This window comes from Oceanobacillus jeddahensis (assembly GCF_000750635.1).
GTDB lineage: Bacteria > Bacillota > Bacilli > Bacillales > Amphibacillaceae > Oceanobacillus > Oceanobacillus jeddahense.
On record NZ_CCDM010000004.1, the window covers coordinates 286,437 to 311,116 of the forward strand.

The following is a 24,680-nucleotide window of genomic DNA, read 5'->3' on the forward strand; positions in this document are numbered from 1 at the left end:
TGTGATACCCTGATTATAATATGATTTATAATTAGGAGGAAAAGCATGAAAAAACAGGCGGCAATAGGTAAACATTTAGATGTCAATACTTTCCGTAACTACTATTACTTAAAAGAAGAGCTTATAACATTTTGTAAACAGGAAAATATGCAATCAACAGGTTCGAAAGAAGAATTAACCAATCGAATCGCGCATTACCTTGAAACTGGCGAAAAGCTCAGAATGAAAAGATCGTCAAAACAACGTAACAACATTGATAAAATTGATCTTGAAAGTAACATTGAAGCTAATTTTGTATGTACGGAAGCACATAGAACTTTCTATAGAGAAAATATAGGTAACTCTTTTTCTTTCAATGTCAAATTCCAACAATGGCTGAAACAGAATACAGGGAAGACATATCAAGATTCCATTACAGCATATTATCAGATTTTAGAGGATAAAAAGAAAAACAAGACGAAAATAGATAAGCAATTTGAATATAATACTTACATTCGAGATTTTTTTCAGGATAATAAGGACCAATCTTTAAAAGCTGCCATCACCTGCTGGAAGTACAAAAAGTCTATTCCTGGTCATAATAAGTATGAAAAAACAGACTTGCATATTTTGTGAAATCAAAAAAGAGGTTAGGATTCAGCAAGCAGCTCAAATAGGATAATCGTATGGGCAAATTGGGTCTAAACGCTTCCTAATGGCCAATCTTCCCTCTCATCAATTACATAGAATCTGGTTTTGCTATTCTATTTGCATAAAAATTGTAACTGCGAGAATCCTTTCCAGATCTAAACACTGTGAGCTACATCCCATTTGACCCTCTCTTGCCAGTTCTTTCTCTATCTTTTACTTAAAGTAATTTTTGTACCAGACGCATTACTCTCTATTACAATGTGGAGATCCAGCAGCTTAGGAACCTCATTAATAATATTTAGCCCTTTTTGATTGGATTGCTGAAGTTGAGTTTCCAAATCGAATCCTACACCATCATCCGTTATAATCAACTGTTCTTGATCATTTTCTTTGATCCCCTCTATGGTTAAATGGCTAGCCTGGGAATGATATAAAACATTTTGTAAAATATTATCAAATAGTCTTTCAAACCATACGCTATCCAACTCCCAAACAATATTTGCTTCTATATCACTTGTACAATGTATTTTGTTATGGCTTAAAGCATTGTTCCATTTTTTTATAATCTCAGTTATACAGTCATTTACATTAATTGCCGACATATGAGTAATGATAGAATTCGCATTCAAGTAATTTTTATGATAAATTCGTTCGCTTAATGTCGATATGATATCTGTATTTTTATTAATTTCTTCAATTGCCTTATCGACATTTTGATTCGTTTGGAGGTAATATAAATTAATCTTTATGATAGATAAGGGCGTTTTGATATCATGTGAAAGTTGATCTAAATATCTTTTTCTCATTTCTTCTGATTCCTTGTATTTAGCTTGATTATATTTTAATTCGTCAATTAATATATTTACTGACTCACCTAAATGTTTCATTTCATTATTTTTTAATACTTGAAGTTCGACTGGCTCCGGGTAATTTTGGTTTTTCCCTATAACCCTGATAAGGTCTGAAAGCAGCCTTATTTCAGATGAAATATTTATAATAATTTTTGATAGAAAGAACACGTATAATAAAATCAAAATAAAAAAAATAGAAAATACATATACATAATTTTCATATGCTATAAAAGGAGTATCCGTTCCATTAATATAATCATGTAACAAATGGGCTCCTAACACAATATAGTTCGAAATAATAAAGGCAACCGGAAAGAACAAAACAGAGATAAGTGTAAATAAATAAATCTTTTTTTTCAATACTATCATTCCTTTAAATCTGATAATTTATATCCATAACCATAAATCGTTTGAATCAACTTGCCTTCTATATCTACTTTATTTCGCAAACTATTTATATACACATTTAAGGAATTTGTTTGACCGCGATGACCTTCTACTCCCCAGACATGATTAATGATTTGCTCCCTTGATAAACGAATATTCATGTTATCGTACAAATAAAAGAATATCTTATTTTCGGTCTCACTTAATGGTATTTTCGTTCTTGTTACACTGTCTAAAATGACATGTGCCCGTTTATCAACTATGAGCTCATCTAAATAAACAAAATCTCCATACCTGTCCTTCAATAGATTTTTTAGTCTTGCAATAAGCTCTAAAGGTTCAAAGGGTTTAGGGATAAAATCATCACCTAATTCTAATCCTTTAATTTTATCATCAAGCTGGCTATGCGCCGTAAGAAAAACAACAGGCTTGTTAGGATAAATCGTTTTAATCCGTTTACAAACCTCATACCCACTATCAAATGGGATCTCAATGTCCAACAAAAAAATATCGATATTATCAAAATCGGAATAATTAAATCGATTATCTGTTTTCACCGTTACCTTATTAAAAAAATCACTCAAGAATAGGTTTAAAAAATGTGATATATCTGGATCATCTTCAAGCACAAAGATGTTTAATCTTTTAAGTGTATCTTCCATAAACTCGTTCCTTCTCTCTTTACAATTTCTTTTTATAAATTAACCTCAGATTGATCGTTAGCATCGTAGCGTTTATGAGAATTAGCAGACCTATACCTGTAATAGTTGCAGCTAACCCTCCTTCATAATAGTATCCATTATCAATAACTAATAGTCCGAGTCTATACCCAAATGCTGTAGGAATCAAAAAGGAAAAAGGTGCAGCCATTAGAATCATTGATAATAAAGAAACACCTATCCCAATCGATATACTTGCTACGATATTTTTTGTTAATTGGATAATAGCAGCAAACACGAATGTAATGGTTGTAACCACTATTACATGAAGAATGATATAAGATGCTGTTAAGCGAAGAATATTCGCTATGTTCCCATCTACAATAAAATAAAAAACAGACAAAACAATTAATTGCATCAAACAAATAGCTGACATAATGATTGTAGAGATAAACAGTTTTGAAAAAAGCAATTGAAAACGTGGAATAGGATACGTTATCCAATCTAAATACATTTTATTCTTAAATTCCATATAAAAGGTAAAAGAGATTAATACGCTGGAAATAATCGGCAGCATCATAAAATATTGATTGTAATAAGTGAAGTAAAAGCCGCTTTCTAAGCTAATATCTTTATTATTTATAGCAAAATTGGCGAAATTCATTAGTAAGGGAATCAGGCTGAGTATGACAATGACTAAGATTACCTTTTCACTCTTCAGTTTAATCCATTCATTTTTCATTAACTTAAACATAGCTTTTCATCTCCATCAAATCTGAAGACATCAACTTAATATATAAGTTTTCCAATGTTAGTTTTTCTACATCACGAAATACAAAATCATTCATAGCCTTCAGCTTATTGAAATGGCTTTCGCTTATAATGAAGTATGTCTCTTTTTTATTATCTTTCAATAAAGTAATATCTTTTTTAATATTTAGGTTATCAGGCATTTGTTGGACATTGCCAAAGAAATAGATATCTTCGGAATTATCCATTTCTAAGATTTTTTTACCGTCTCGCATAAATAAGAAAGTATCCGTAACCAACGAAACTTCATTTAAATTATGGCTGGAAATTACAATGGTTCTTTGTTTGCTTTTTAAGTTCTGGTCGATGAGATTTCGCATATCCTTCATGCCCATCGGGTCTAACCCATTAGTAGGCTCATCCAACAGTAACAATTTTGGATTTCCCATCAGCGCTTTTGCTACACCTAACCGCTGCTTCATTCCCATAGATAATGCTCTAAATTTTTTATGTTTCGCATCAGGTAAGCCGACTACGCTTAATAAATGATTTACGATGGAATCGCTGTACGCTATATCTGCGTACGAGGCATGCAGCTTCAGGTTTTCTGCACACGTTAAATTTGGGTAAGAGGCAGGATATTCGATTAACTTACCAATTGGCACATGGTTATCCTCTTTGCTGACTTCTCCCTTGTATTCTATTGTATTTAATAAAACTTTGAATAACGTGGTTTTTCCTGCTCCGTTAGGACCTAATAGGCCATATACTTTACCTCTTTTTAATTCCATATGGATGCCGGCTAAGATATTACTTTTACCCACTTTGAAACTAATATTTTTTAACGTAATCATCTTTTTCCTCCTCAATGGTTGTAGACAATTAAAAATGAAATTACACTAAAGATATAAACAACAAATAATAATATAGCTGGCTTGAAATTACTTCCTTTAAATCCGTTTTTAAAAATTTCTACTATAAATAATGAAACAGATAGCAGAAATGAAACAATTGCCAACATGATAAGCACTTTTTCCATACTTCCAACTCCTTGATTGATATTGTTGTTTATACTGTAATACATGATTATTAAAATAATATTAATTTTTTAATATCCATTTCATTTGTGACAATTTTGTAACCTTCGCACTTATAAGAAATACTATTTTGCACTCGATCGTAATTTTTCCTTCATTGTTATAGACATGGATAGCTTCATATTATATTTTTCTTTCCATCCACCATTCAAAATTTCCGCTTTCCTAACTGGAAATAGTATAATGGAATAAAAAGTTAGGAGCAGTATGTGATGATTAAAGAGAATGATAAGTTTGTTAGTGAAGAACAATTAAAAAAGTATGCAGAGCTTGCTGTACGGATGGGAGTAAATGTACAAAAGAACCAATTAGTGGTTATACATAGCGATATAGAATATGTTACGTTTGCACGTCTAATCCAAACAGCAGCCTATGATGCGGGAGCTTCCAATGTAGTTATGGATTGGACAGATGAACAGTCTACCAAAGAATTTTATTTACATGCGGCAGATGAAGCTATTGATCACTATCCCGACTGGGAGAATGTCCGTTTTAAGGAGTGGGACGATGCGGGGGCGGCTCACATCCATATTATTTCTGAAAAACCAGATTTTTTTAAAGAGGTTGCTCCAGAACGAATAAGCCGTTTTCAAAAGGCTTATCGTACCAAGTTGAAGGCTCATTATGCAAAAACCAGATCTTACGAGGTACGCTGGTGTTTACTGGTTGTCCCAAATGTTGTATGGGCAACCAAAGTATTTCCCCACCTAAGGAAAGAAGAAGCACTACAAGCATTATGGCAATTCATCTTACAAGGAGCCCGGGCAGATGGAAAAAATCCGATAAAAGACTGGGAAAATCATGACAGTGCCTTCGAGTCACGGAAAAAGTTTCTAAACAATAGTCAGTTTAAAGCCCTGCATTTTACAAATAGCCGTGGAACAGATTTATTCGTAGGCATGCCTGAAAATCATCTCTATCTCGGTGGAGGTGTTAAAGATAAAATGGGGATACCATTCTTTCCGAACATTCCCACGGAAGAAATATTTTCCGCTCCTCATAAATATAAAGTAAATGGAAAACTAGTAGCCACAAAACTGCTTATCTATGGAGGTAGTATCATCGATGATTTTTATTTAACCTTTAAAGATGGGCGAATTACGGACTATTATGCTGCCACGGGGCAAGAAGCATTGCAAAATCTTATCGAAACCGATGAAGGTGCCAGTTATCTAGGTGAAATTGCCTTAGTATCTAACAATTCTCCTCTTGCTCAGGCAGATACACTCTTTTACAACACTTTGTTTGATGAAAATACGGCCTGCCATATTGGAATCGGGAACGCTTCTCATTCTACCCTTCAAAATGGCAGCAGTCTGTCGGAGGAAGCGTTGCAAGAAGCAGGCCATAATACGTCACTTCTGTTAGTCAATGTGACTTTTGGTACCGAGGATATGAAAGTTGTGGGTATGAAAGAAAATGGTAATGACGTGCTGCTTATGGAGGTTGGGGAGTTTCAATTTTAATTTGATTGCCCCTTAAAAACAGAAGAAACTGATGATGGCTTATACTTAGTTCTTTTAAAATTAAACCTTTATAGCAGCAATGACATTAACTTAATATCGAAGAACAACTTAAGAAGATGATATACTCTATTTTTCGAACTGAGATATATGTTGGATAATAGGCTGGATATTAGTAAATGTTGTTATATAAGTTCTAGTAGGAGAATGGCTAATCACCATATTGTTGAATAACTCACTTAGCATGTATTCCGATGAATTGGAATACATGCTACTAGTCCATTTTAATAAGAACTCTCCTCATCCAGTTCTTAATAGGTATTTTAGAATCTTTCCAGGTGTAGCCCTACTTTTGTCATCTTTAACCAATCCTTTACTTGTTTAGCATAGATTTCATTAATAAATTTATTCGTAGATGTCAAACTCCTGCTATAACTTGTACCTGTTGGTTATCATTTTCTAATCCTTTAGCTATAATAGCTCCAAGAATCTAGAAACAAAAAAAGATATACTGTCGTATTTAAATCACATATCGTTTTAGAAATCTTCTAAGAAAGTTACATGCCCGTCCCAGGAAAAATGCAGGCTACGGGAATTTTCCAATAGCCTGTATATGAAAGATTTCCTCAACTAACTTAATTGCATCGTTGTAATACAAGTAAAATCATCCTCAAATGTGCTGATTTCTGATGTCACTTCTTTTCCATCCTGTTTAATTTCAACCGTATATGTTTCATTTCTAGGAAGCCATAGGTCAATAAAGCCGTTTTCCTCTGTCTGCATAGGTTCATCTATAACAACGTCTCCTTCTGCAGTTTCAATATAGACATCGAACGTTTCCTGAACCATTTCTCCCTGACACCCTGTTAAACTATGAATTTCACAAGGGTGTGTCTGCTGTTCAAACGGAGCAATCGAAACAAAAAATTCATCTTCTGGTAAATCATAAACCGCTTCTTCATTACCTTCATCGTCTGTAACAATTAGCTGTTCAGAAGTAATGGATGCATTTTCTTCATTGATATTCGCCGTACTATAATAGTGGACTAATTCTTTCATATCGTCCGTTTCATTTAGTACATTTTCTTTCTGGTTTTTATCCTCTTCATTGCAGGCTACTAATAAAACCAGCAATCCGAACAAGACAAGACTTATTTTTTTCTTCATGAAATTCACACTCCAAATAGGATTTCTTGTCTTGTATTATACTGAACTGCGGCAGCATTTCCTATATTCTCATGATAACTGACACAATATAGTTAACTTTATAAGAAATGGAGAAACTTTAATGAACAAAAAAGCTCAAACAGTGGACGAAATTGATTTTAAAGATAGACTTTTTCACAATCTCATCCGTTTTATTATTGATAACGATATTCATTCCCTCAAAAAGATGTCACCATGTTCAGAAAGTATGAAACATTTTATTTTTATAGCCCAGTTAAATTACCAATAGCTTTACCTTCCTTATTCTTATTTCATCCTATTTTCTGCAAAGTCCACGATTACCTTTTGAAACGCTGCAGAATTTTCAACATACGGATGATGGCCACTTTTTAACATTTGCACATCCATTTCCCTGAATTTAAAAGACTGATAATGTGCTGGTCCAACAGCATAATCATCTTTTCCTGAAATAACCAATACAGGTTTATCAATCTCCTTAGACAAAAGTGTAAAATCCTGAAAATATTCAGCAGATGAAAATACGAATCTCTGAAAGGCCGGGTCACTGTCTAAACCTTCCCTATCGATCGCATCCATCTCTTTCTTTTTATCTATATCAACAAATTGCAATTTAAAGTAGGCCTCTTGCTCTATTAATTTTGATAAAATACCGTAGTATGCCTCCATAAATTCTGGCAAACTGTCTGTATTTATATCTGTCCACTCTAACCCTAATATTTCAGACCCTACTTGCATTTGTTGTGTAAATGAAGCAAACATATTCAGGGTAGCATTAGCCAAAATTATCCCGGTTACTCTATTTGGAAACTGTACTGCATAATTTACTGCAGGTATCCCCCCAAAAGAATGTCCCATGATCAGCCATTCTTCAATTTCTAAATGGTTTCTCAGCTCTTCTATATCGTTTATTAATCGATTTAAAGAATATGATTCTTCCTCACTATGCTCCGATCTTCCGCAGCCACGCTGATCAAGATAAATCATTTGCAATTTATCTTTAAGAGGTCCGCTCATAAAGTGTTGAAAAGATTTACTCCAATAACCTGGTCCACCATGTAGGTAAAGGCAAGGGATTTTACCAGTACCGCTTACTTCATAATAGATTCTTAACCCATCACTTGTTTTAAAATACATAGATAGCCTCCCGTATCATACATCGCAGTAGTTTCATAAAAGTCACTTATTGTTTTCTATATACAAAAACACTAAAACAAATACTTATAATTAAATAATATATGCCCAGAATAGATAAAAAATCTGTTAATACGTCCCATATACTATTACTTTGGATAATAAATCTCCATAAGAAAAAACTAATAATAAAAATGACAGGGAATATTAAGAAGTATCCTAAAAAGTATAATCTTTCTTTTTTCACCATAATCCTCCTCAGTTGATGCTATACAATATAAGTTTAGCTGAATAATAAGACAAGAATGCAGCTAAACCAACTTATATTGAAAACGAAATAAAAATTATAAATTTCACACATCCCTCCTTCAAAATACTTCAAATAGTTCACGTGGTTTTTTAAGCAGATTACTTTTCTAAAATCTTCATTTTAAATACTATTCAATTCTATATTAACATCATTTAATGTAATTGAATCCTGTTCGCTTATAAGTCACAACCACGTCAAAACCATTATTTTCAGAATTAAAGAAATTTATTTAAAATCCGATATAAAATAGAGAGAATATATACGATGGAAAGGGTGAATAACTTGCTTAAAATTACTCATGTTCAACAACCAATCAACAATTCTATCAAGACCGTTACCGATAAAAATATTCCAGATAACAACAAGTCTAACACCCCCGCAGCAACTGTAACAATAAGTGATCAATCTCAAAATAAATATATTCAATCGCTAAAGCTAAATAAAACAAATCAAGATGATATCCTGGGAATGCAATTCAAAAAATTCTATGAAGAATATAACAGTGCTGAAGCGATCGAACAAAGACGACTTGATCAATTAGAAAAAGAGCAATCCTACAATCGATTAGAGGATGAATTTAACCTAAAAGCTGTCCAATATGATTTTCCAGAAAACACTCGCCAGCATACCATTAAAGGGGCATTGGAAGGTAAAGTTGTCAACGCATCTATTTATGCTGCTGAATTGGGTTCAGCTATTCGCAGCTCCATTTCAATGCCTGATAAAAGTGCTGAAGAACGTGCTGCGTATCGGGAAATGGCACTAAAACAAGCAGAATACATTACTGAACATTATTTTGATGACGAACAAGAAGCTAAATCCTTCATGGATGAGATAAATAGATATTATGAAAACGATGTGTTGCGAGAAAAGGGATATGTTGCTATTGATAATAGTGGCATCGAACCGTTCAAAAAATATAGCAGCCCAATTTCAAATAATAATGAGGTCAGCTTTTATACACTCGCCAAGAACTATATGGAGGAAGACGATTTAGAGCAGTTTATTAATGGAAAAGGAGCTCCTGCAGAATCAGCAAAATTCCTGGATCAACTCCAAATGAATAAAGAAAAGTATAGTGAAGCGATCAGAAACGAATTTAAATTAAACGAACAGCAAATGGAAGAGCGAATTGCAGGAACAAAATCAATGCTTGAAACTTTTGCATGGGAAAATGGACGAGTTGCTGAAACTATGGCAGAACAACCTGATTATTTGGCTGAAATATTAAAGTGGAATGAAAGTATGTTGAATTTAATTAATTAGGCTATTAACTTGAAAATGCTTAGAAGTTTTAAATTTTAAGAGGTTCCAAAAATTAATTTTGGAGCCCCTTTTTTATTTGCAAGTTAGATGAATTTAATAATTCCAATCTCCTATCCGCCAAGCGTTTTGAAACATATAATAGAAGTAGCTTCAATCTTGTATAATGGTAATAATTACAAAACCATAACTAAGCTGAGGCATTACTTCTTATAGCCATGATACGACAACTTCTAAGAACTATTTGACATAGAATCTCATTCAAAAGGGAGTTTCTTCCCCACAAAAGTTTAAATAATCCTACTCCATGCTCTTCAGTGATTCAATCATATCAATTTTCTTCATCTTTCTTTTGAGCAGCAGGTTAGATAGGACAGTTAATACAAATGTCAGTAAGATTGTAATCCCGATTGTAATTAAATTTAGGTTTTCAGGAATCTGTTGATTCGAACTGGATAATGCTTGAACAACGAAACTATACGCAAGACCACTAATTGGTAAAGCAATAAGGACTGCAAGCAACGTCAAAATAATATTTTCAACAAAAATAATTCGGTTGATCTTATTCTTTTGATACCCCAACACTTTCAATGTAGCAAGTTCACGTGTTCGCTCGTAAATGTTAATGGAGGAGATGGTGTACATCGCTCCAAAAGATAATACAACCGCACAAAGAATGAATATAATAAACACTGGATTATTTTGTTCCATCATATTATCAATGGATTGTTCCATATCTCGCTTATCAGAAACCCTGTCAACAGCAGGATCCTGTTCAAAATCATTTTGAACACCGTCTATATCTGCACCATCATTCATTCGAACCAATAAGGAAGATGGATTGTAATCAACACCAAAACTGCTGAGATACTTCGGTGTAGTATAAAAAGACGGATTTGTATACTGTGTCGATATGTTGGCTACGTTCATATCGATTTCTTGTCCTTGATATTCAGGACCAATTAACTTCATTGTTATCGTGTCTCCTTCTGATATGTCATATATATCAGCAAAAGACTTTGGCACCATAACGCCTGTATCCTCTAATGCAATCTTGTTATGCTGATCATCGAAGAATTGAATTAAATTATTTTCTTTTTCCGTTATAATCAAGGATGCATTATTCTCATTCGTGAAGCCTGCAAACTCGACCGGAATAGTATCCGATACAAAATAATTATCAACATTTGGCGGCAAGTTTACCGTTTCAGGAGATATTTCTTCTTTATAATCCACTTTAATATCGTATTGATAAACCTTATTAACCTGGGAAGCAATTGTTTGCATGGAACTCTCAAAACCAAAAGCTGTCATTAATAGAATGACACAAACAATGACGCCAATAGAACTAGCGAAGGCTTTCTTTTTGTTCAGAAAGATATTTCGCAGAATCAATTTATTTCCATAGGACAATCTTTTCCATAGTCCAGGAATTCTTTCCACTAAAATCTTCTTCATTTTCCTTGGAGGTTTTGGCCTTAATGCCTGCGCTGTTCGTTCTTTTAATATACTTCTTCCACTTAGATAGCAGGCAATGATCCCGAAAACAACCGAAACAATAATTGATGGAAAAATTGTATAAAATGAGACGGATAAATTAAAATTCGGCAAGGAGTAGGTTTGTTCTATTACGGAATGAAGCACATTAACAAGTGTAAAGGCCGTTATTAACCAACCTGCAATCGAACCGATGACACCTGCCAAAATGGGATAACCCATATAATGCAGTAAAATCTTACTGTCTTTCATTCCCAAAGCTTTCATCATTCCAATTTGACTTCTTTGGGAGTCGATGAGTCTAGACATACTAAGAAAAATGATAACAGCAGCTACCATAAACAAGATGAGTGGAGCAACTGTACTCATCAGTCTGTTGTTATTAATCGTTACATTTATTGCAGAATAACTGACCGCTCTTTCTTTATTTACCAGGTACAGGTAAGGAAGCCCTTCTGAATAATCCTCAATGGCATTGCCGATTTGATTCGTATCATACCCTTCTTTAGCATCGACCATTACTTCATTATAATAAAATCCACCTGCCATTTCTTCTATCCGATCTTCATGAATATAAGCTACACCATACGTATGATGATCTGGAAGAACAAGAGATGGGTCCTCAATATTAAATGCATGCTCCACATTCTCTCCAAAACCGCTAATTTCAAAATCAAAACTTCCTTCATCTGTTTCAATGGTAATCCGATCACCAACCGTATAATCATGTGCTTCTCCATAGCGGGAATCCAGCAGAATATCTTCTGCACTGGTTGGAATGGTGCCACTTGTTACAGCAATGGTGTTGATCTGATTATCCTGTGGAATGCTGTGTACTTTCAAAGACGCTCGATATCCATCAACATACTGACTCGCATCAAACGTATACCTGCCTTCCAAATGATTGATCCCCTCAATAGCTTTCATTGGAGATATTTCACTTTCCGTAATTTCACTATAATGGACATTGAAATCTGCTAAATTATGTTCCTCAAAATAATTTTCGGTATAGTTGTTAAGATCACTGCTTATGGTAATCAACCCGGCGTAAAAAAACGCCCCCACCGCAATAACTAACATGATTGCTAAAAACTGCCCCTTAGACTCTTTTATATCCCTTCGTAATTTTAAACTTAATTTCTTCACTACCAATCAATCCCCTCTATGCTTTGCGTTACTTCATTGGTAGTTACTTCCTCTATTCTTCCACTTTTCACTTTTATAACCCGATCAGCAATTGGGGCAATGGCTGCATTATGTGTAATGATGACAATACATTTTTGGGTTTCTTTATTTACATCTTGTAAAAGTTTCAATACAGATTTACTTGTTTGATAGTCCAGCGCACCAGTTGGTTCATCGCAAAGTAAAAGGAAAGGATTTTTTGCAACGGCTCTGGCTATGGCGACTCTTTGCTGTTCCCCACCGGAAAGCTGTGAGGGAAAATTATCTTTACGTTCATCAAGTCCAACGTTGTTTAGTATTTCACGTGCATCTAAATGGTCTTCGCACACTTCAGAAGCAAATTCCACATTTTCAAACGCGGTGAGGTTAGGAATTAAATTATAGAATTGGAATACAAAACCTACATCTTCTGCACGAAATGCTGTTAATTCTTTTTCATCATATTGAGTAATGTTATTTCCATTAATCAACACATTACCTGAGGTAGCGATGTCCATTCCACCCAGGATGTTTAAAATAGTACTTTTACCAGCACCACTTGCCCCCAGAATGACAACCAATTCTCCCTCAAGGATTGAAAAATCCACACCATCTAAGGCGTTTATGTTCACCTCACCCATTTTGTATTCTTTCGTTACATTTTCAAACTCTATTAATTTCTTTCTCAACATAACCCACTCCTAAAAAATGAAGATATTAGTAAAAGAGTACCAATGCCTTCATTTTAAACCTGTGGGTTACCCCCAGCTCAAGATCCTTTTAATTATTTTATAGGCGCATACATTTCTAGAAATACACGTTCCAGTCCTTCTTCATAAGTAGTCAATAGTATGTTAATATAAGCCTTACCTATTAATTCATATCCATTTTCTTGCGCTATTTTTAAAAGACGTTCTCCTACTTCATGATCAATATTCTTTTCTCCATTAACAAATCTACCATCCTCTATCACGGTATAAATACACTTTGGATAGGAAAGGACTTCCCCTTTAGGAGTTTTATCATTATCTTCTATTTTTCTTACAACGATAAATCTTTCCTCTTTTATCCCTTCGTCATCAAAATGTATGACACGCCTAGCGCTTGTTAAAGTAACAGCTTTTTTTAAACTCTCCGTACTATTTCTGATAATTTCATATTCTTCATAAGCAGCATATTCCGTTATTTCTCCTTTTATCTCTAACGGTTCCATCTCTTTAACTGTAAATTCACCTAAATGTTGTTTGATTTTACAATAGTCCTTCTTCACGGAATTGATTTTCTTTAAAAGACGTTTTTTATATGCAACTTCCTCTATTATTTTCGCTTCTTGCTCCGCTAATAAATGCTCTAAATCGATTATACTTGTACATTGCTTTATCTCTTGAATTTTCCTAATCTCTATATCTAGCTCTCTATAAAAGTTCGTCGTAATGATATCATGAATATCATAGGCATTATATTTTCTATAACCATTTTCATGATCATGCTTTGGCTTGACTAGCTCCTTTTCTTCGTAATACTTTAATGTATCTCTGGAAACCCCTAAAAAATTAGCTACTTGACCAATGGTATACATTATTTCTCCCCATTTCTATTACAAAATAAAAATATTCTTTTTTTCAATTCCTTTAACTTGTGTTCTTATTTAATTTTTCATACTTATATGTTATTCTTGCTTCGCATAAAAGGATGATAATGCGTTTAATACGCAGAGGTTTGGCAGCTGTTTTTTCATCCTACTTAATGTTTTTTACATATTATTCAAAGTTTAATAGCGGATCCGTTTTATCTCGATTTTCCACCAACCATTGCTTGCCCGCCGGCATTTGTTTGTTACCTGTTGTTGCTATTTGTTTTCGGAACACTATGTAGAAATAGTTATTAAGGTATACGAAGAGTAATTAAAATCCTTCGTAAAATATGTTTGGAAGAGCCAGGCTATTTAATGAAACACAGAATAATAATAAATGAAAATATAACAGTATAAGCAGGTGACATCATGAAGATATGCAGGAACATTATTTTAATATTAGGATGGATTATTCTTGCTATTAGTTTTTTTACTCCCTTTGTTGTTAGTCTTTTTTTTCTAATTGGAGTAAACATAGGATATCTATTTTTACTAAGTATGATTTGTTTTATTATCAGCATTATATTGACCGTACAAAGAAGGAATAATTTTATTATGGTTATTTCCATTATAGGTATGTTTCTATCTATGATATGTTTGCTTTTTGTTTTATGGATTTGGATTTCACAAGTATTCACACCATTATTCTAGAGGGAATTCACAGGCTATCATTCACTTATTATAAAGGATATAAGTAGTAACTATTTATAATGAATATAAAATATATAAATCAATTGAAGAAATTAGTTGATAAACCTTTGCGCTACTAGATATAAAAACTAGTTCTAAAAACTGTAAATAAATGCATTTAATAGCCCTAACAGAGCATCTTTTCCCTCTTAGGGCTATTTTTCATAGCATCATCTTATTATTTGTTACATCCTTTTTAATCAATATACATTTTATCAAAATCTAAAGATAAACTGAACTAGAAAATTTAATACTTATTCTTCATACCCTTCTACTATTTCCGTATCAAACCCCATTGTATTCCAAGCAGCAATACCACCGGCAAGTTCTCTAACTTCAAACCCTTCACTGATTAAAAACACTGCTGCTTTTGCTGCTGTATTACACCAAACATCCCAACAGTATAACACCAATATTTTGTCTTTTGGAGTTTCAGATAATCTGTTTTCTAACTCCCCTTGAGGAATCTCTGCTGCTCCCTCAATTTTTTCCCTTTTCAAATGAGGTGGTCCATTACGTACATCTATTAAATAATACTTTTCTGGTGTTTTTTTAACCTCTTGTAAATAATCCATTGGACTAAAGGTTGCATTAATCTTTTCTTCAAAAAATTCAGTTGCATTTGTTGCCATTTATATTTCCTCCTCTTTTTCATAAAGAACAGAAGTACCTTCATGTATTTTATTTAGAATTCCTTTTAAAGACTCTTTTTCCTCCTTACTCAACTTATCCATTAAGGCGCTTGTTCTGTAATAGTGATCGGGTAACATTTGGACTAATCTTTTTGTTCCGTTATCCGTGAGTGTTATCGTAAGTTTCCTTCGATCAACTAAACTATGCTTTCTTTTTATCCATTCTTGCTTTTCCAAACCATCTAGAATTCCTGTAATCGTCCCCCTTGTTAGACCTGCGCTATTTGCTAATTCTGATGGAAATAGTTCGTGGTTTGGAGCACGATAAAGTAACATAAGAATATTAAATTTATTTAATGATAATCCATACTTAGAATAATAAACTTGATAAGCATCTGACACCGATCGTGAAACGGAAAGAAAACTCAAACATAATTCTACTGACAAAACATCTGCTTCAGGAAATTGTTCTGCATATTGGCTCAAAACTTTATTACTAGGTAGATCTTGCAAATTGAAATCTGTCATAATTAGTATCCCTTCAATAGTTTGTAACCATATAATAAGTCTCCAAACAATAGAAGTCAAATACCTTTATAATGTACAGATTTTAAGAGATTCTCAATTAAACCTTAGCTAGAAAATTTGTAAGTATACACCCTTTCTTAACCTTGATAAAATGTATTATCCAATTGTTTTATCAAATTACTCTCCTATTACCTCATCAAAATTATTCATACTCCTATTCCACCTGCCCCTCAAAATACATTTATAGTTTGGTTGCATATAGTTTGAACTCAAACTATATGCAAGAGTATAATATAAGTAAGTATTAATAGTCAATTTAAAATACTGATATTTATTTAATAAAACGAAACTTCATTCAGTGGGAGTTTTCAACTCACAACGCTTTACGATGGGGCGAGTAATCGCAGTCCCAGTCCCAGGACGTCGCGAACTTAGTCTGCTTCTTTTCTCCCACTGAACTAGCCTGAGTGACTCAGAAAGTTAGCGATCGTTATCTCCCACCTAAATAAATGTATTCTCCCTCTTTATTTGGTAGCAGGAGTTAACGGGCGCTTCCCGTAATAAAATCTGAATATGATGAAGGCGATTTTCATTAATAGAAAATTAACTTTTGTTTAAATATGATAAAAGTGCCTAAGAGGGTGTTTAATAGATTATTTATGTTTATGTTCTTTTTTCACAAATATGAGGTTACTTATTAAACGAATTGGTTTTCGAGTATAACAAGACTATTAAATTTCTAAAAAGACAGGAGACTTTGATTATGAACTATAAAGTTAAGGGTTATTTGTATCCTTGTCCTCCTTTTGATTTCTTTAAAAGTATTGCTTTTCTACAGTCTTTTAAACCCACAAAAGGGGAACAAACCTATAAAGGGCAACGTATTACAAAAGCTGTTGAACTATCTACCATTAGTGTTGTTTTCTCAGTTTATTCCATGGGGTCAATTGAAAATCCAAAATTACATTACGAATTATATTCAGATCAACCAATCAATAATTCTAGCCGCCTAGAAGCAGAAGATAGAATATCCTTCTTTTTGAGTCTGGATGACAATTTAAAGGATTTTTATAAATTTAGTAAAAATGATAAGATTTTTCTACCAATTGTTAAAGAATTATATGGTTATCATCAAGTGAAATTTTTAACCCCTTTTGAAAATGCCTGTTGGGCAGTTCTTTCAACTAGAAATCCAATGGGTTATGCTATCAATCTGAAAAAACAGCTAATGCAATCTTATGGAGATAAAATTTGCTTAACTGATAATAACTATTATACATTTCCTTCCCCCAATAAATTCATTGGTATAGAAGAAAATGATTTAAATAATATCATCAAAAATCCGAGAAAATCTAATTATCTTTGGAATGTTATACAAGCTTTTAATAAATTTAATGAAAAGGAGTTACGCTCTAAATCTTACCAGGAGGTATATAAGAAATTAATTGGTATAAAAGGAATTGGAGAGTGGTCCGCATCCTTTATTCTCCTAAGAGGATTAGGAAAAATGGAAAAATTACCTCTTAATGAAAAAGTCTTAAATAAAACTTTACAAAATTTATATTCCAATAATAAATCAGAAGTGAATATAAAAACAATTTCAAATCAGTACGGAAGGTTTGTCGGATATTGGGCGCATTATATTAGGGCAGCTGCAAATATCGACCATTCTATAAATAGATAATTATGTTAATTAGTATTGAACAGTACATTCTTGTTAATATAATTTTTAGTTTTAGCTGTGATATATTTAAAATCAACCATGAACATACTTATAAAACGAAACTTCATTCAGTGGGGGTTTTCGACGCACAACGCATACAAATCGCTGCGTTTCGTATTATACGAAGCACAGCGTTTTGTTACAAAGAGAATACGAATATGACGCCAAAACAGATGTCACTTTTAACTCTATTAACTTGAGATTAATCAGGTTTATAATAACATCTCCATCTCTGAATCTTTATCAACAAACCCCATTTTTTTGTAAAGATGATAACCGTCCTCAGAAGCGTGTAACCATATTCGCCCCACACCTATATTTTTGCAGTGAGAAATACATTCTTCTAATAATGTACGGACTATACCAAATCCTCTATATTTGGGTTTAGTATACATATTCATTACATATGCTTCTATTCCACTTATGTTCTCGCCTTGGGGTGGTCTATCAAAAAATACTAACCCACTTATAGCAACAATCGTTCCTTTATCTTCTGCTAGCCAAGCAGTAAACATACCGTTAGACAGCTTCTCCTTGAAGTAAATTTGGTTTGCATTAAATACGTTAGACTTATTTTCTTCATTTACATCCCCAGCTACTGTCAGAAGTTCCATTCTTAATTCCGTAATCGCATCCGCATCACTTAACGAGGCTTTTCTAATCGTCCAGCTCATTTTATTTCCCCTTTATTCTTTATTATATCACTTTTAAAAACCCGGTAAGTTAGTAATGTTGGTAAGGAGGTATATTAATCAACACTTTAAATTTAATGTTACTAATCATCGCTAAAGCTACAGTTTCTATCAAACCTTGTCATACACAATTTTTTCTCTGGTTATAAAATTTAGTCTATTAAAATAGCGTAAGATTCTTTTTACTAGGTTTTAGAAAAGCTCACCTTTTTATAGCAAAAACCTTGTTTTTCTTTCTTTCGTATAAAAAGGGGGCAGTTGCACAATCAGCTACCTGATAGCACAACTGCCCCTTCCTTATAAAATATTTGATAAAAGCTTATTCATTTGGTTCTAAATCTTCAATCGAATCAATATCCATATATTCAGGAACAACAAAACCATTTTGTAGACCATCCAAGTTAGGACCTAAGTCCACAAATTCACCCTCGTAACGATCATACAAATGTCCCTGTGTTATTGGTAATGCTGGAGCAACTGTTGCATCAACACTATTGCCGGCAATACTTTCAAACAAAATGGCAGGATCGACTTCTGTTACTGTAACATCATAACCATAATCGCTGAATACTTGCTCGATAACAGCTGCGGATGCTTGCTCTGCCTCCCAAGGCATGGAAGCAATTTCGATTTTTTCGCCATCTACTTCTTCAATATTTTCAGTCCACTCAGCAACTTTATCCTGATTTTCTTCCACCCAGTTGGCAGCAGCAGTTTCAACATCAGAATCTTCTGCTTCATACATTACCTGTTCCACATCTTCTAACTCCCAGTTAAACTTATCGAGGAGTTCATAAGCGTCTGGCATATCTTCTTCTAAGTCTATGCGTGTAATTGTATGGGCAGATTCGCTCTCTCCCATCGTACCTTCTGGATCATCTAACATTTTTAAATCATATTGGAGAAATTTATGGTGGGGTATCCAGCCCGTAACAATAATTGGCTCTTCATTACTTATTGCATCAGCCAATTGGGCAAGCATTCCTACTGTGGAACTTTCTTCAAGTTCCCAGCCATCCAGATTATCATACGTATCAAGCGTATTATTTGCAGTTTCTGTAACGCCTGCTCCAGGCTCAATACCTGTGATCGTGTAGTCCACTTCTTCACTATAATTCGTATCTCCTTCACCTTCTGCTGAATCTCCTTCTGTTGAACCATCATTACATGCAGCAAGGAGAATAATAGAAAATATCCCCACTGCTAACAATGACTTTAATGCGTTCACAAAACACAACACCTTTCTGACATTTTCATTTGATCCTACATTTTCAATAAGCTAATGGATAACCATGCACTTTTGGGTCTTCATATCCATCTTCATGATTCTATAAAGTATGGATATGGATAACCAATCTTTTCATTTTATCAGTAACAAAACTTTTAAAATGACTGCTGAACCGACTTCTATCATTTCAACGACATTTTTCAAAACAGATCAATATCTCTAATCGTACAATCGGCATCTGCTTAGACCCTGGCGAATCTTATTCTTTAGATTTCATCACCACCGTCCAGCGAGTAACATAAGTATTAAGATTCCCCGTTGCATGAAACTGCTTTAAAATTTCAGAAAATTATAGAACCACAACCAAAATATTCCATTAAGTATCCATTCGCTTACTCGCTTATTATTCAACCTAACACAAAGTATACATATAAGCAAAACGCCCTCAAATAGCTTTTTACAATTATTCAGACCGTTTTAAATAATTGGGAGAGGTCACTTCTCTTACAAAAATGATTGCATCATAGTGATCTTGTGGATAAATAACCATTGGGGATAGACCTGAAAATCCCGATTCTAATAAGCGCCATTTTCTTTTAAGCCACATTTTTTTATCCGGCATTTGATTTTTTTCATCTAGCGGTAGAAATAAGTTTGATTCAGATGATTCATTAAGTAATGACTCTAAATGATAATGATTTCTTTTCTTAGTGTTTATCTCGAATTCAACCCGTAATGGCGTTGCAAATTTGCCGGCTCCCGCATAGAAACCAATTGAATAAAAGTCTTTAGGATAATTCTTTTGCAACCAATAACCAACTGATTTAATTCCTAATAACTTTACGCCTTTTCCATATATGAAAATTATGAGCCCATACAATGATCTTCTCATCTTTATAGTAATGGTTCATCAGCCATTCTAAGTTTTGATACATATTAAACCCTCTTTGAATCCCTGAGGATAGGTAACCTTTTAAATTGACTTGTAACCATTGCAGCCTATTTTGCATTCCCCTTTTGATTACTAGGAGCATCCTTTGTATTTCTGGATTCGTGTTGTTTTCCTGTTTGATATTTATCATTTTCAATACGGATTCATATTCTTGAATAACTATCTTCATTCTTCTTTTTAAAGATTTTGTCATCTTCACCAACATTTCAGTGTTCAATTCAAAATAATGTTCTTCAACCGCTTTCATAGTTTCGTATAACTCATTTTCTATATAATTTTTTATCCAACCTAACATATATTCAGATGTTAATGGATAAGTAGGCTGCGGATCCATTCCGCTAAGTATTAAAGACTTTGCCCATTCCTCGGAAAACAATGGCTTCATCTCTTCATTATGGTAGATATCTAATAAGGTATTTTGAATTTGTTTTTCAGGGGAGTAATCGCTTAAAAATGGTTTGCACAACGTTGCTTCCAGAAGACCGCTTTCAAGCACGACAACGTTAAACCCATGATATTGATGCAAATAACGGATTAAGTCCGTTTTAGTTGTGAAATAGTCCGCTATTCCATGTGAATTTTCACCAAGAAGTATCATTCGCTTATCTTTAATAAAACGATCCATAAATGAAAAGTCACGATTTGTTGTTATTTCAGAAGCAGTACTTTTAATTTGTACTTTCCAACGATTTTTTGTATTTTCTCTGATAAAGTTCATAATTTTTTCTCCCTGTTTCAAAATTATCGCATGGTTAGTTACATTAGAAATTTATTAAATGTTATTGAACTATTGAAAAGGTAACTCCACTATAGATTCTAAAGATCAAGAAAATATTGAAATTAGATGTTACGCTATTTTGCTAAGCGGTAATCATTTTATGTTTCTATAAAGTTAAAAACACCAATATCAGAGATAAAATACAGATACTTTATGACCCGATTAATCCAAATTAATGATATCCTTTATTGATTTCCTATCATACCTATCGCATTTTTTCGCTTAAAATACCTTTTTCTTCCATATTTTGCAGTAAAAATATTACCCCTACCATTCCATCCATATCATCATAACGAGAAACAATCGGGCTCTTTCTATTGGTATATCTTCTCTCAGACGGTGGAAGCCAGCAATCAAAGCCTGTTCCTTGAATATATGGTCCAGTAAAGTTTACATATTGTTTGGATACTATATCGACTATCTCATTTATTGGCATCCTTTTTACCTGTTTAGGGTAATCTCCTTCCTTACTAAGCCTAGTCCAAAAATTACTAAATCCTTCATCATATAAATATAAACACTTATTTGTCAGATATAATGTGCCACAAGCATCACAATCAAGAGCGTTATATCTAGGGTTTATTTCGTACCAAGCAACATCCTCTTTCACAAAAAGACAATATTCATTTTCGTCAAGCATGAAATTTTCTCCTCCACCTAAATAAATATCTACATTCAAAGGTTGAATATAAAATCCCCCATTTACAGAATCATACTTAATGTCTGAATCCGTATCTAAATTAATTTTCGAAAATACATCTTTATTGTTTTCTTGCACTTGGGGATGACCACAATTTTTACAATACATATAACTAGATTTCACTTTTTCTCCACAATTTGAGCAATAAATTTAAATCACCTCATCACTATTTTATTAATCGCAGTTCATCCACTATATAAAACAAATAAGTAGGGAGAAAATATTATCATTCCTAATGGTTCTCTTGTTAAACTATTTCAAAACGTTCTTGCATATTCCATAAATTATTTTTATGAAATCTTCTAGACCAACAATTAAGAAACTGCATTCATAAACAACTTATATTCTTGTATAAATAGCTCTGCTTCTTCTAAAAATGGATAATGATTGCTTTTTTCAAAAATAACTAATTTTGAGTTAGGTATGTCCTCATCCATTTCAATAGAATAGACCACTGGACACTGTACATCGTATCTACCACAAATAATTAAAGTAGGGATTGATATAAACTTCAACTTTTTTGTAACATCATATACCTGCACTTCTCGACTGAAATAATTCATTCGAGTTGCAGCTATTCCCTTGCTAATATTTCGAGAAAAAAGTGCATCATATTTGTCAGGTTCAAATAAAGATAATTTGGTTCGTTCAGCTATTAGCTTCTTTCTTTTTTCTGAGGTTAGATCGGGGTGTTTTAAGGATTCAATTAATTCTTGCATTTTATTAAAATAAGGATGTTCAGGATGATAAATACAATCTTTTGAAAATGTCATATATTCTCTTGCAGCAGCTCCAACAATCACATTATATTTTAAAGAATTTGAAAAGTATATTCCATAAATGATACCTAACATACCTCCCGTTGAATGCCCAGCAAATCCCCATGTATCAAAATCCAATTCTTTTCGAATAGCCTCTAAATCGAATATTGTCTCTAAAAAACTTAGGTGGTATGGTTCTGTAGCTTTTTCTGAGTTACCTGCTTCTTTTAAATTTATCAAAAATACTTTATTGGTTTTTGTAAATGTCTCTGCAAAGTAATCTCCTGTTTGATTAAATTCTGAATAAAGATGGGTAACACAAAGTGGTAGACCTTCTCCCTTTACAAATATTTCGAATGTTCCACGTGATGTTTTTAGTAATTTCTTTTCCCAAATCTCCATTTAAACTCTTCCTTTATTTAAAGTAATTGCTTGAATAAATGATGCTTTTCAATACCAATTCCATTCCATATTAACACAATTCACGAAATTTTATGAATTAAACTAAAAAAATCAACCATACCCCCACATTCATTAATAGTTATGCTTATTTTAACTATATCGGGATATTTTCAAGTATATTTGGCATAAAACTGTTTAACCAACTAGGATTTTAGAACATCTTTTACTTGTTCAAAGTGATGAAAGTCATGCTCAGCAAGTCCGCCTAAATAATCTAATAAACTTAACCTGGTTTGTCCAATAGTTAATTCATTTTTCCAATGATGTTCTGGTATAATATCAATTGCTTTTAAAAGATTGCTTCTTCCTAATATAAATTTATCTATAATTATTTTCTTTTCAGTCTTTCTAGCTTTTAAAGCAGCTTTTGCATTTATAATAGCTGCCTCGGGACTCTTTGGGAGTTTATCATCTGTAAATAGATAAGGAATCCGTTTGTATAATACAAATTCATCCCAAGGAATTAAATGACTAATCACTTCTGCCACAGTCCATTTATTTTCTGCTATGGGTGTTCTCCATTCATCTTCAGTTAAATCTTTTAAAGCTTGTACAAATTCGATAACGCACCTATGATGTTCTAATATTTCTTTTTTACCCTCCATTATTCATCCACCTACCTAATAATTAAATCCTCCGAAACAAGCTTCACAAACTGATCCATCGTTGATTTATAATTCGCTTCCCCGATCATTTCCTTTTGTAAAGACAAAATAACCAAAGAGCGAATCATGCTGACGATAATATCCGGTTCTAATTGTTTCATAACCCCATCTGCTTGCCACTTTTCAATATAGGGAACTAAAAAGTCGATGTCCCCTTGATGATTACTTTCTAATTTTTTATGAGGCAGTTTGCGCAGCAGCTGTTCCATCGTTGATTTATCAAACAGTTGTTTGATAATTGGACTTTCGTCTAAGAATTGTAAAGCTTGCTGTAAAAAATGACGGAAGGTTTCCCTTGTTACCTTTTCTGTCAGCAGTATCTTATGAAGCAATTCCTCGCGAATATATTGTTCTTCCTGTTCCAGGATTTCAAAATATAGTTCTTCTTTCGATTCATAAAAAAGATAAAAGCTTCCTTGTGCGATATTAACCTGCTTCGTTAAATCACTAATACTTGTCTTTTTTAAGCCTAGGTCTCCAAATAGCTGCCTTCCATGTTCTAACAACTTACTGCGAATATATTCTTTTTCTTGCTCGTTAAATTTTCCCGCCAAGATTCCCCGCTCCTTTATAGTGCGTGTTCAAAAAGGCCGATAAATAGGACCAAGAAGTTCAAGGCGACGTGTTTTTTTCGAACGGAGCGTATGCTTTATAATACGTGAGTATCGGAAAAAACACGTCAACGCAGAAATTCGCCGTGTCATTTTTATTGGACTTTTTGAACATCCTCTTATACACTTCATGCTTACCTTTTTCTTTAATATAAACTACCAATCCCAGGAAAGAAATCAATATACCGCATATCCATATCATAAAACAAATCTATCGTGCATTATTTATTTTACA

The 24,680-nt window shown here is 33.3% G+C and carries 24 protein-coding genes; 4 read left to right on the plus strand and 20 right to left on the minus strand.

Annotation, left to right across the window (positions count from 1 at the left end):
- The first annotated feature begins 45 nt into the window (after window positions 1-45).
- Entirely contained in the window at window positions 46-615 is a 570-nt protein-coding gene (locus tag BN986_RS18055) for a DUF6434 domain-containing protein (protein ID WP_040982720.1), read from the plus strand.
- Window positions 616-836: 221 nt separating this feature from the next.
- Here BN986_RS18055 and BN986_RS18060 read toward each other — a convergent pair whose 3' ends face one another.
- From BN986_RS18060 to BN986_RS27140, 5 genes are read right to left on the minus strand one after another with little or no spacing between them, the layout of a single operon-like run.
- Window positions 837-1,841: a sensor histidine kinase gene (locus BN986_RS18060; protein WP_040982721.1), complete on the minus strand. Its 1,005-nt coding sequence runs from the start codon at window positions 1,839-1,841 to the stop codon at window positions 837-839.
- A 5-nt stretch (window positions 1,842-1,846) separates the two neighbouring features.
- Window positions 1,847-2,530, minus strand: a complete 684-nt coding sequence (locus BN986_RS18065; RefSeq protein ID WP_052400898.1) for a response regulator transcription factor — start codon at window positions 2,528-2,530, stop codon at window positions 1,847-1,849.
- Between the two features lie 19 nt (window positions 2,531-2,549).
- Window positions 2,550-3,281 carry an ABC transporter permease gene (locus BN986_RS18070; protein WP_040982722.1) on the minus strand — a complete coding sequence of 244 codons (732 nt, stop codon included), beginning with the start codon at window positions 3,279-3,281 and terminating at the stop codon, window positions 2,550-2,552.
- Window positions 3,274-4,131: an ABC transporter ATP-binding protein gene (locus BN986_RS18075; RefSeq protein ID WP_040982723.1), complete on the minus strand. Its 858-nt coding sequence runs from the start codon at window positions 4,129-4,131 to the stop codon at window positions 3,274-3,276. The genes BN986_RS18070 and BN986_RS18075 overlap by 8 nt, the downstream gene beginning before the upstream one ends.
- 11 nt (window positions 4,132-4,142) lie before the next feature.
- A complete protein-coding gene (locus BN986_RS27140; RefSeq protein ID WP_148417161.1) occupies window positions 4,143-4,361 on the minus strand; it encodes a hypothetical protein in 219 nt (72 codons plus the stop codon).
- A gap of 225 nt (window positions 4,362-4,586) precedes the next feature.
- Between BN986_RS27140 and BN986_RS18080 the strand changes: the two genes are divergently transcribed.
- Window positions 4,587-5,840 (plus strand): aminopeptidase, encoded by a 1,254-nt coding sequence (locus BN986_RS18080; RefSeq protein ID WP_040982725.1) that lies wholly within the window; start codon window positions 4,587-4,589, stop codon window positions 5,838-5,840.
- Window positions 5,841-6,467: 627 nt separating this feature from the next.
- Here BN986_RS18080 and BN986_RS18085 read toward each other — a convergent pair.
- Window positions 6,468-7,004 (minus strand): CueP family metal-binding protein, encoded by a 537-nt coding sequence (locus BN986_RS18085; RefSeq protein ID WP_040982727.1) that lies wholly within the window; start codon window positions 7,002-7,004, stop codon window positions 6,468-6,470.
- 306 nt (window positions 7,005-7,310) lie between these two features.
- Window positions 7,311-8,159, minus strand: a complete 849-nt coding sequence (locus BN986_RS18090; protein ID WP_040982729.1) for an alpha/beta fold hydrolase — start codon at window positions 8,157-8,159, stop codon at window positions 7,311-7,313.
- 571 nt (window positions 8,160-8,730) lie between these two features.
- On the opposite strand from BN986_RS18090, the gene BN986_RS18095 reads away from it, so the two are divergent.
- Window positions 8,731-9,732 (plus strand): hypothetical protein, encoded by a 1,002-nt coding sequence (locus tag BN986_RS18095; RefSeq protein ID WP_040982730.1) that lies wholly within the window; start codon window positions 8,731-8,733, stop codon window positions 9,730-9,732.
- Window positions 9,733-10,029: 297 nt separating this feature from the next.
- Here BN986_RS18095 and BN986_RS18100 read toward each other — a convergent pair whose 3' ends face one another.
- From BN986_RS18100 to BN986_RS18125, 5 genes are all read right to left on the minus strand, one after another.
- The gene (locus tag BN986_RS18100; protein WP_040982732.1) at window positions 10,030-12,372 is read right to left on the minus strand and encodes an ABC transporter permease; all 2,343 of its coding nucleotides are present in this window, start codon (window positions 12,370-12,372) and stop codon (window positions 10,030-10,032) included.
- A complete protein-coding gene (locus BN986_RS18105) occupies window positions 12,372-13,031 on the minus strand; it encodes an ABC transporter ATP-binding protein (protein ID WP_244445043.1) in 660 nt (219 codons plus the stop codon). The genes BN986_RS18100 and BN986_RS18105 overlap by 1 nt, the downstream gene beginning before the upstream one ends.
- A 143-nt stretch (window positions 13,032-13,174) precedes the next feature.
- Window positions 13,175-13,969 (minus strand): MerR family transcriptional regulator, encoded by a 795-nt coding sequence (locus BN986_RS18110; RefSeq protein WP_040982736.1) that lies wholly within the window; start codon window positions 13,967-13,969, stop codon window positions 13,175-13,177.
- A gap of 998 nt (window positions 13,970-14,967) precedes the next feature.
- Complete coding sequence (locus BN986_RS18120; protein ID WP_040982740.1) at window positions 14,968-15,345, minus strand: rhodanese-like domain-containing protein; 378 nt, start codon at window positions 15,343-15,345, stop codon at window positions 14,968-14,970.
- Window positions 15,346-15,873 carry a MarR family winged helix-turn-helix transcriptional regulator gene (locus tag BN986_RS18125; protein ID WP_040982742.1) on the minus strand — a complete coding sequence of 176 codons (528 nt, stop codon included), beginning with the start codon at window positions 15,871-15,873 and terminating at the stop codon, window positions 15,346-15,348.
- Window positions 15,874-16,636: 763 nt separating this feature from the next.
- Here BN986_RS18125 and BN986_RS18130 point away from each other — a divergent pair.
- Entirely contained in the window at window positions 16,637-17,557 is a 921-nt protein-coding gene (locus BN986_RS18130) for a DNA-3-methyladenine glycosylase family protein (protein ID WP_040982744.1), read from the plus strand.
- A gap of 251 nt (window positions 17,558-17,808) precedes the next feature.
- Here the strand turns inward: BN986_RS18130 and BN986_RS18135 are convergent, their stop codons facing one another.
- The 8 genes from BN986_RS18135 to BN986_RS18165 form a co-directional block, all read right to left on the minus strand.
- Window positions 17,809-18,270: a GNAT family N-acetyltransferase gene (locus BN986_RS18135; protein ID WP_040982746.1), complete on the minus strand. Its 462-nt coding sequence runs from the start codon at window positions 18,268-18,270 to the stop codon at window positions 17,809-17,811.
- Window positions 18,271-18,607: 337 nt separating this feature from the next.
- The gene (locus tag BN986_RS18140) at window positions 18,608-19,516 is read right to left on the minus strand and encodes a glycine betaine ABC transporter substrate-binding protein (protein ID WP_040982748.1); all 909 of its coding nucleotides are present in this window, start codon (window positions 19,514-19,516) and stop codon (window positions 18,608-18,610) included.
- Window positions 19,517-19,979: 463 nt separating this feature from the next.
- Window positions 19,980-20,408, minus strand: a complete 429-nt coding sequence (locus tag BN986_RS27920; RefSeq protein WP_081922257.1) for an erythromycin esterase family protein — start codon at window positions 20,406-20,408, stop codon at window positions 19,980-19,982.
- Complete coding sequence (locus BN986_RS27925) at window positions 20,341-21,186, minus strand: erythromycin esterase family protein (protein ID WP_052400902.1); 846 nt, start codon at window positions 21,184-21,186, stop codon at window positions 20,341-20,343. Before BN986_RS27925 ends, BN986_RS27920 begins: the two co-directional genes overlap by 68 nt.
- A gap of 265 nt (window positions 21,187-21,451) precedes the next feature.
- Entirely contained in the window at window positions 21,452-22,069 is a 618-nt protein-coding gene (locus BN986_RS18150) for a hypothetical protein (protein ID WP_040982750.1), read from the minus strand.
- 191 nt (window positions 22,070-22,260) lie between these two features.
- Entirely contained in the window at window positions 22,261-23,109 is an 849-nt protein-coding gene (locus BN986_RS18155) for an alpha/beta fold hydrolase (RefSeq protein WP_052400904.1), read from the minus strand.
- A gap of 203 nt (window positions 23,110-23,312) precedes the next feature.
- Complete coding sequence (locus BN986_RS18160) at window positions 23,313-23,774, minus strand: DinB family protein (protein WP_052400906.1); 462 nt, start codon at window positions 23,772-23,774, stop codon at window positions 23,313-23,315.
- An 11-nt stretch (window positions 23,775-23,785) separates the two neighbouring features.
- Entirely contained in the window at window positions 23,786-24,388 is a 603-nt protein-coding gene (locus tag BN986_RS18165) for a TetR/AcrR family transcriptional regulator (protein ID WP_040982754.1), read from the minus strand.
- Window positions 24,389-24,680 lie beyond the last annotated feature (292 nt).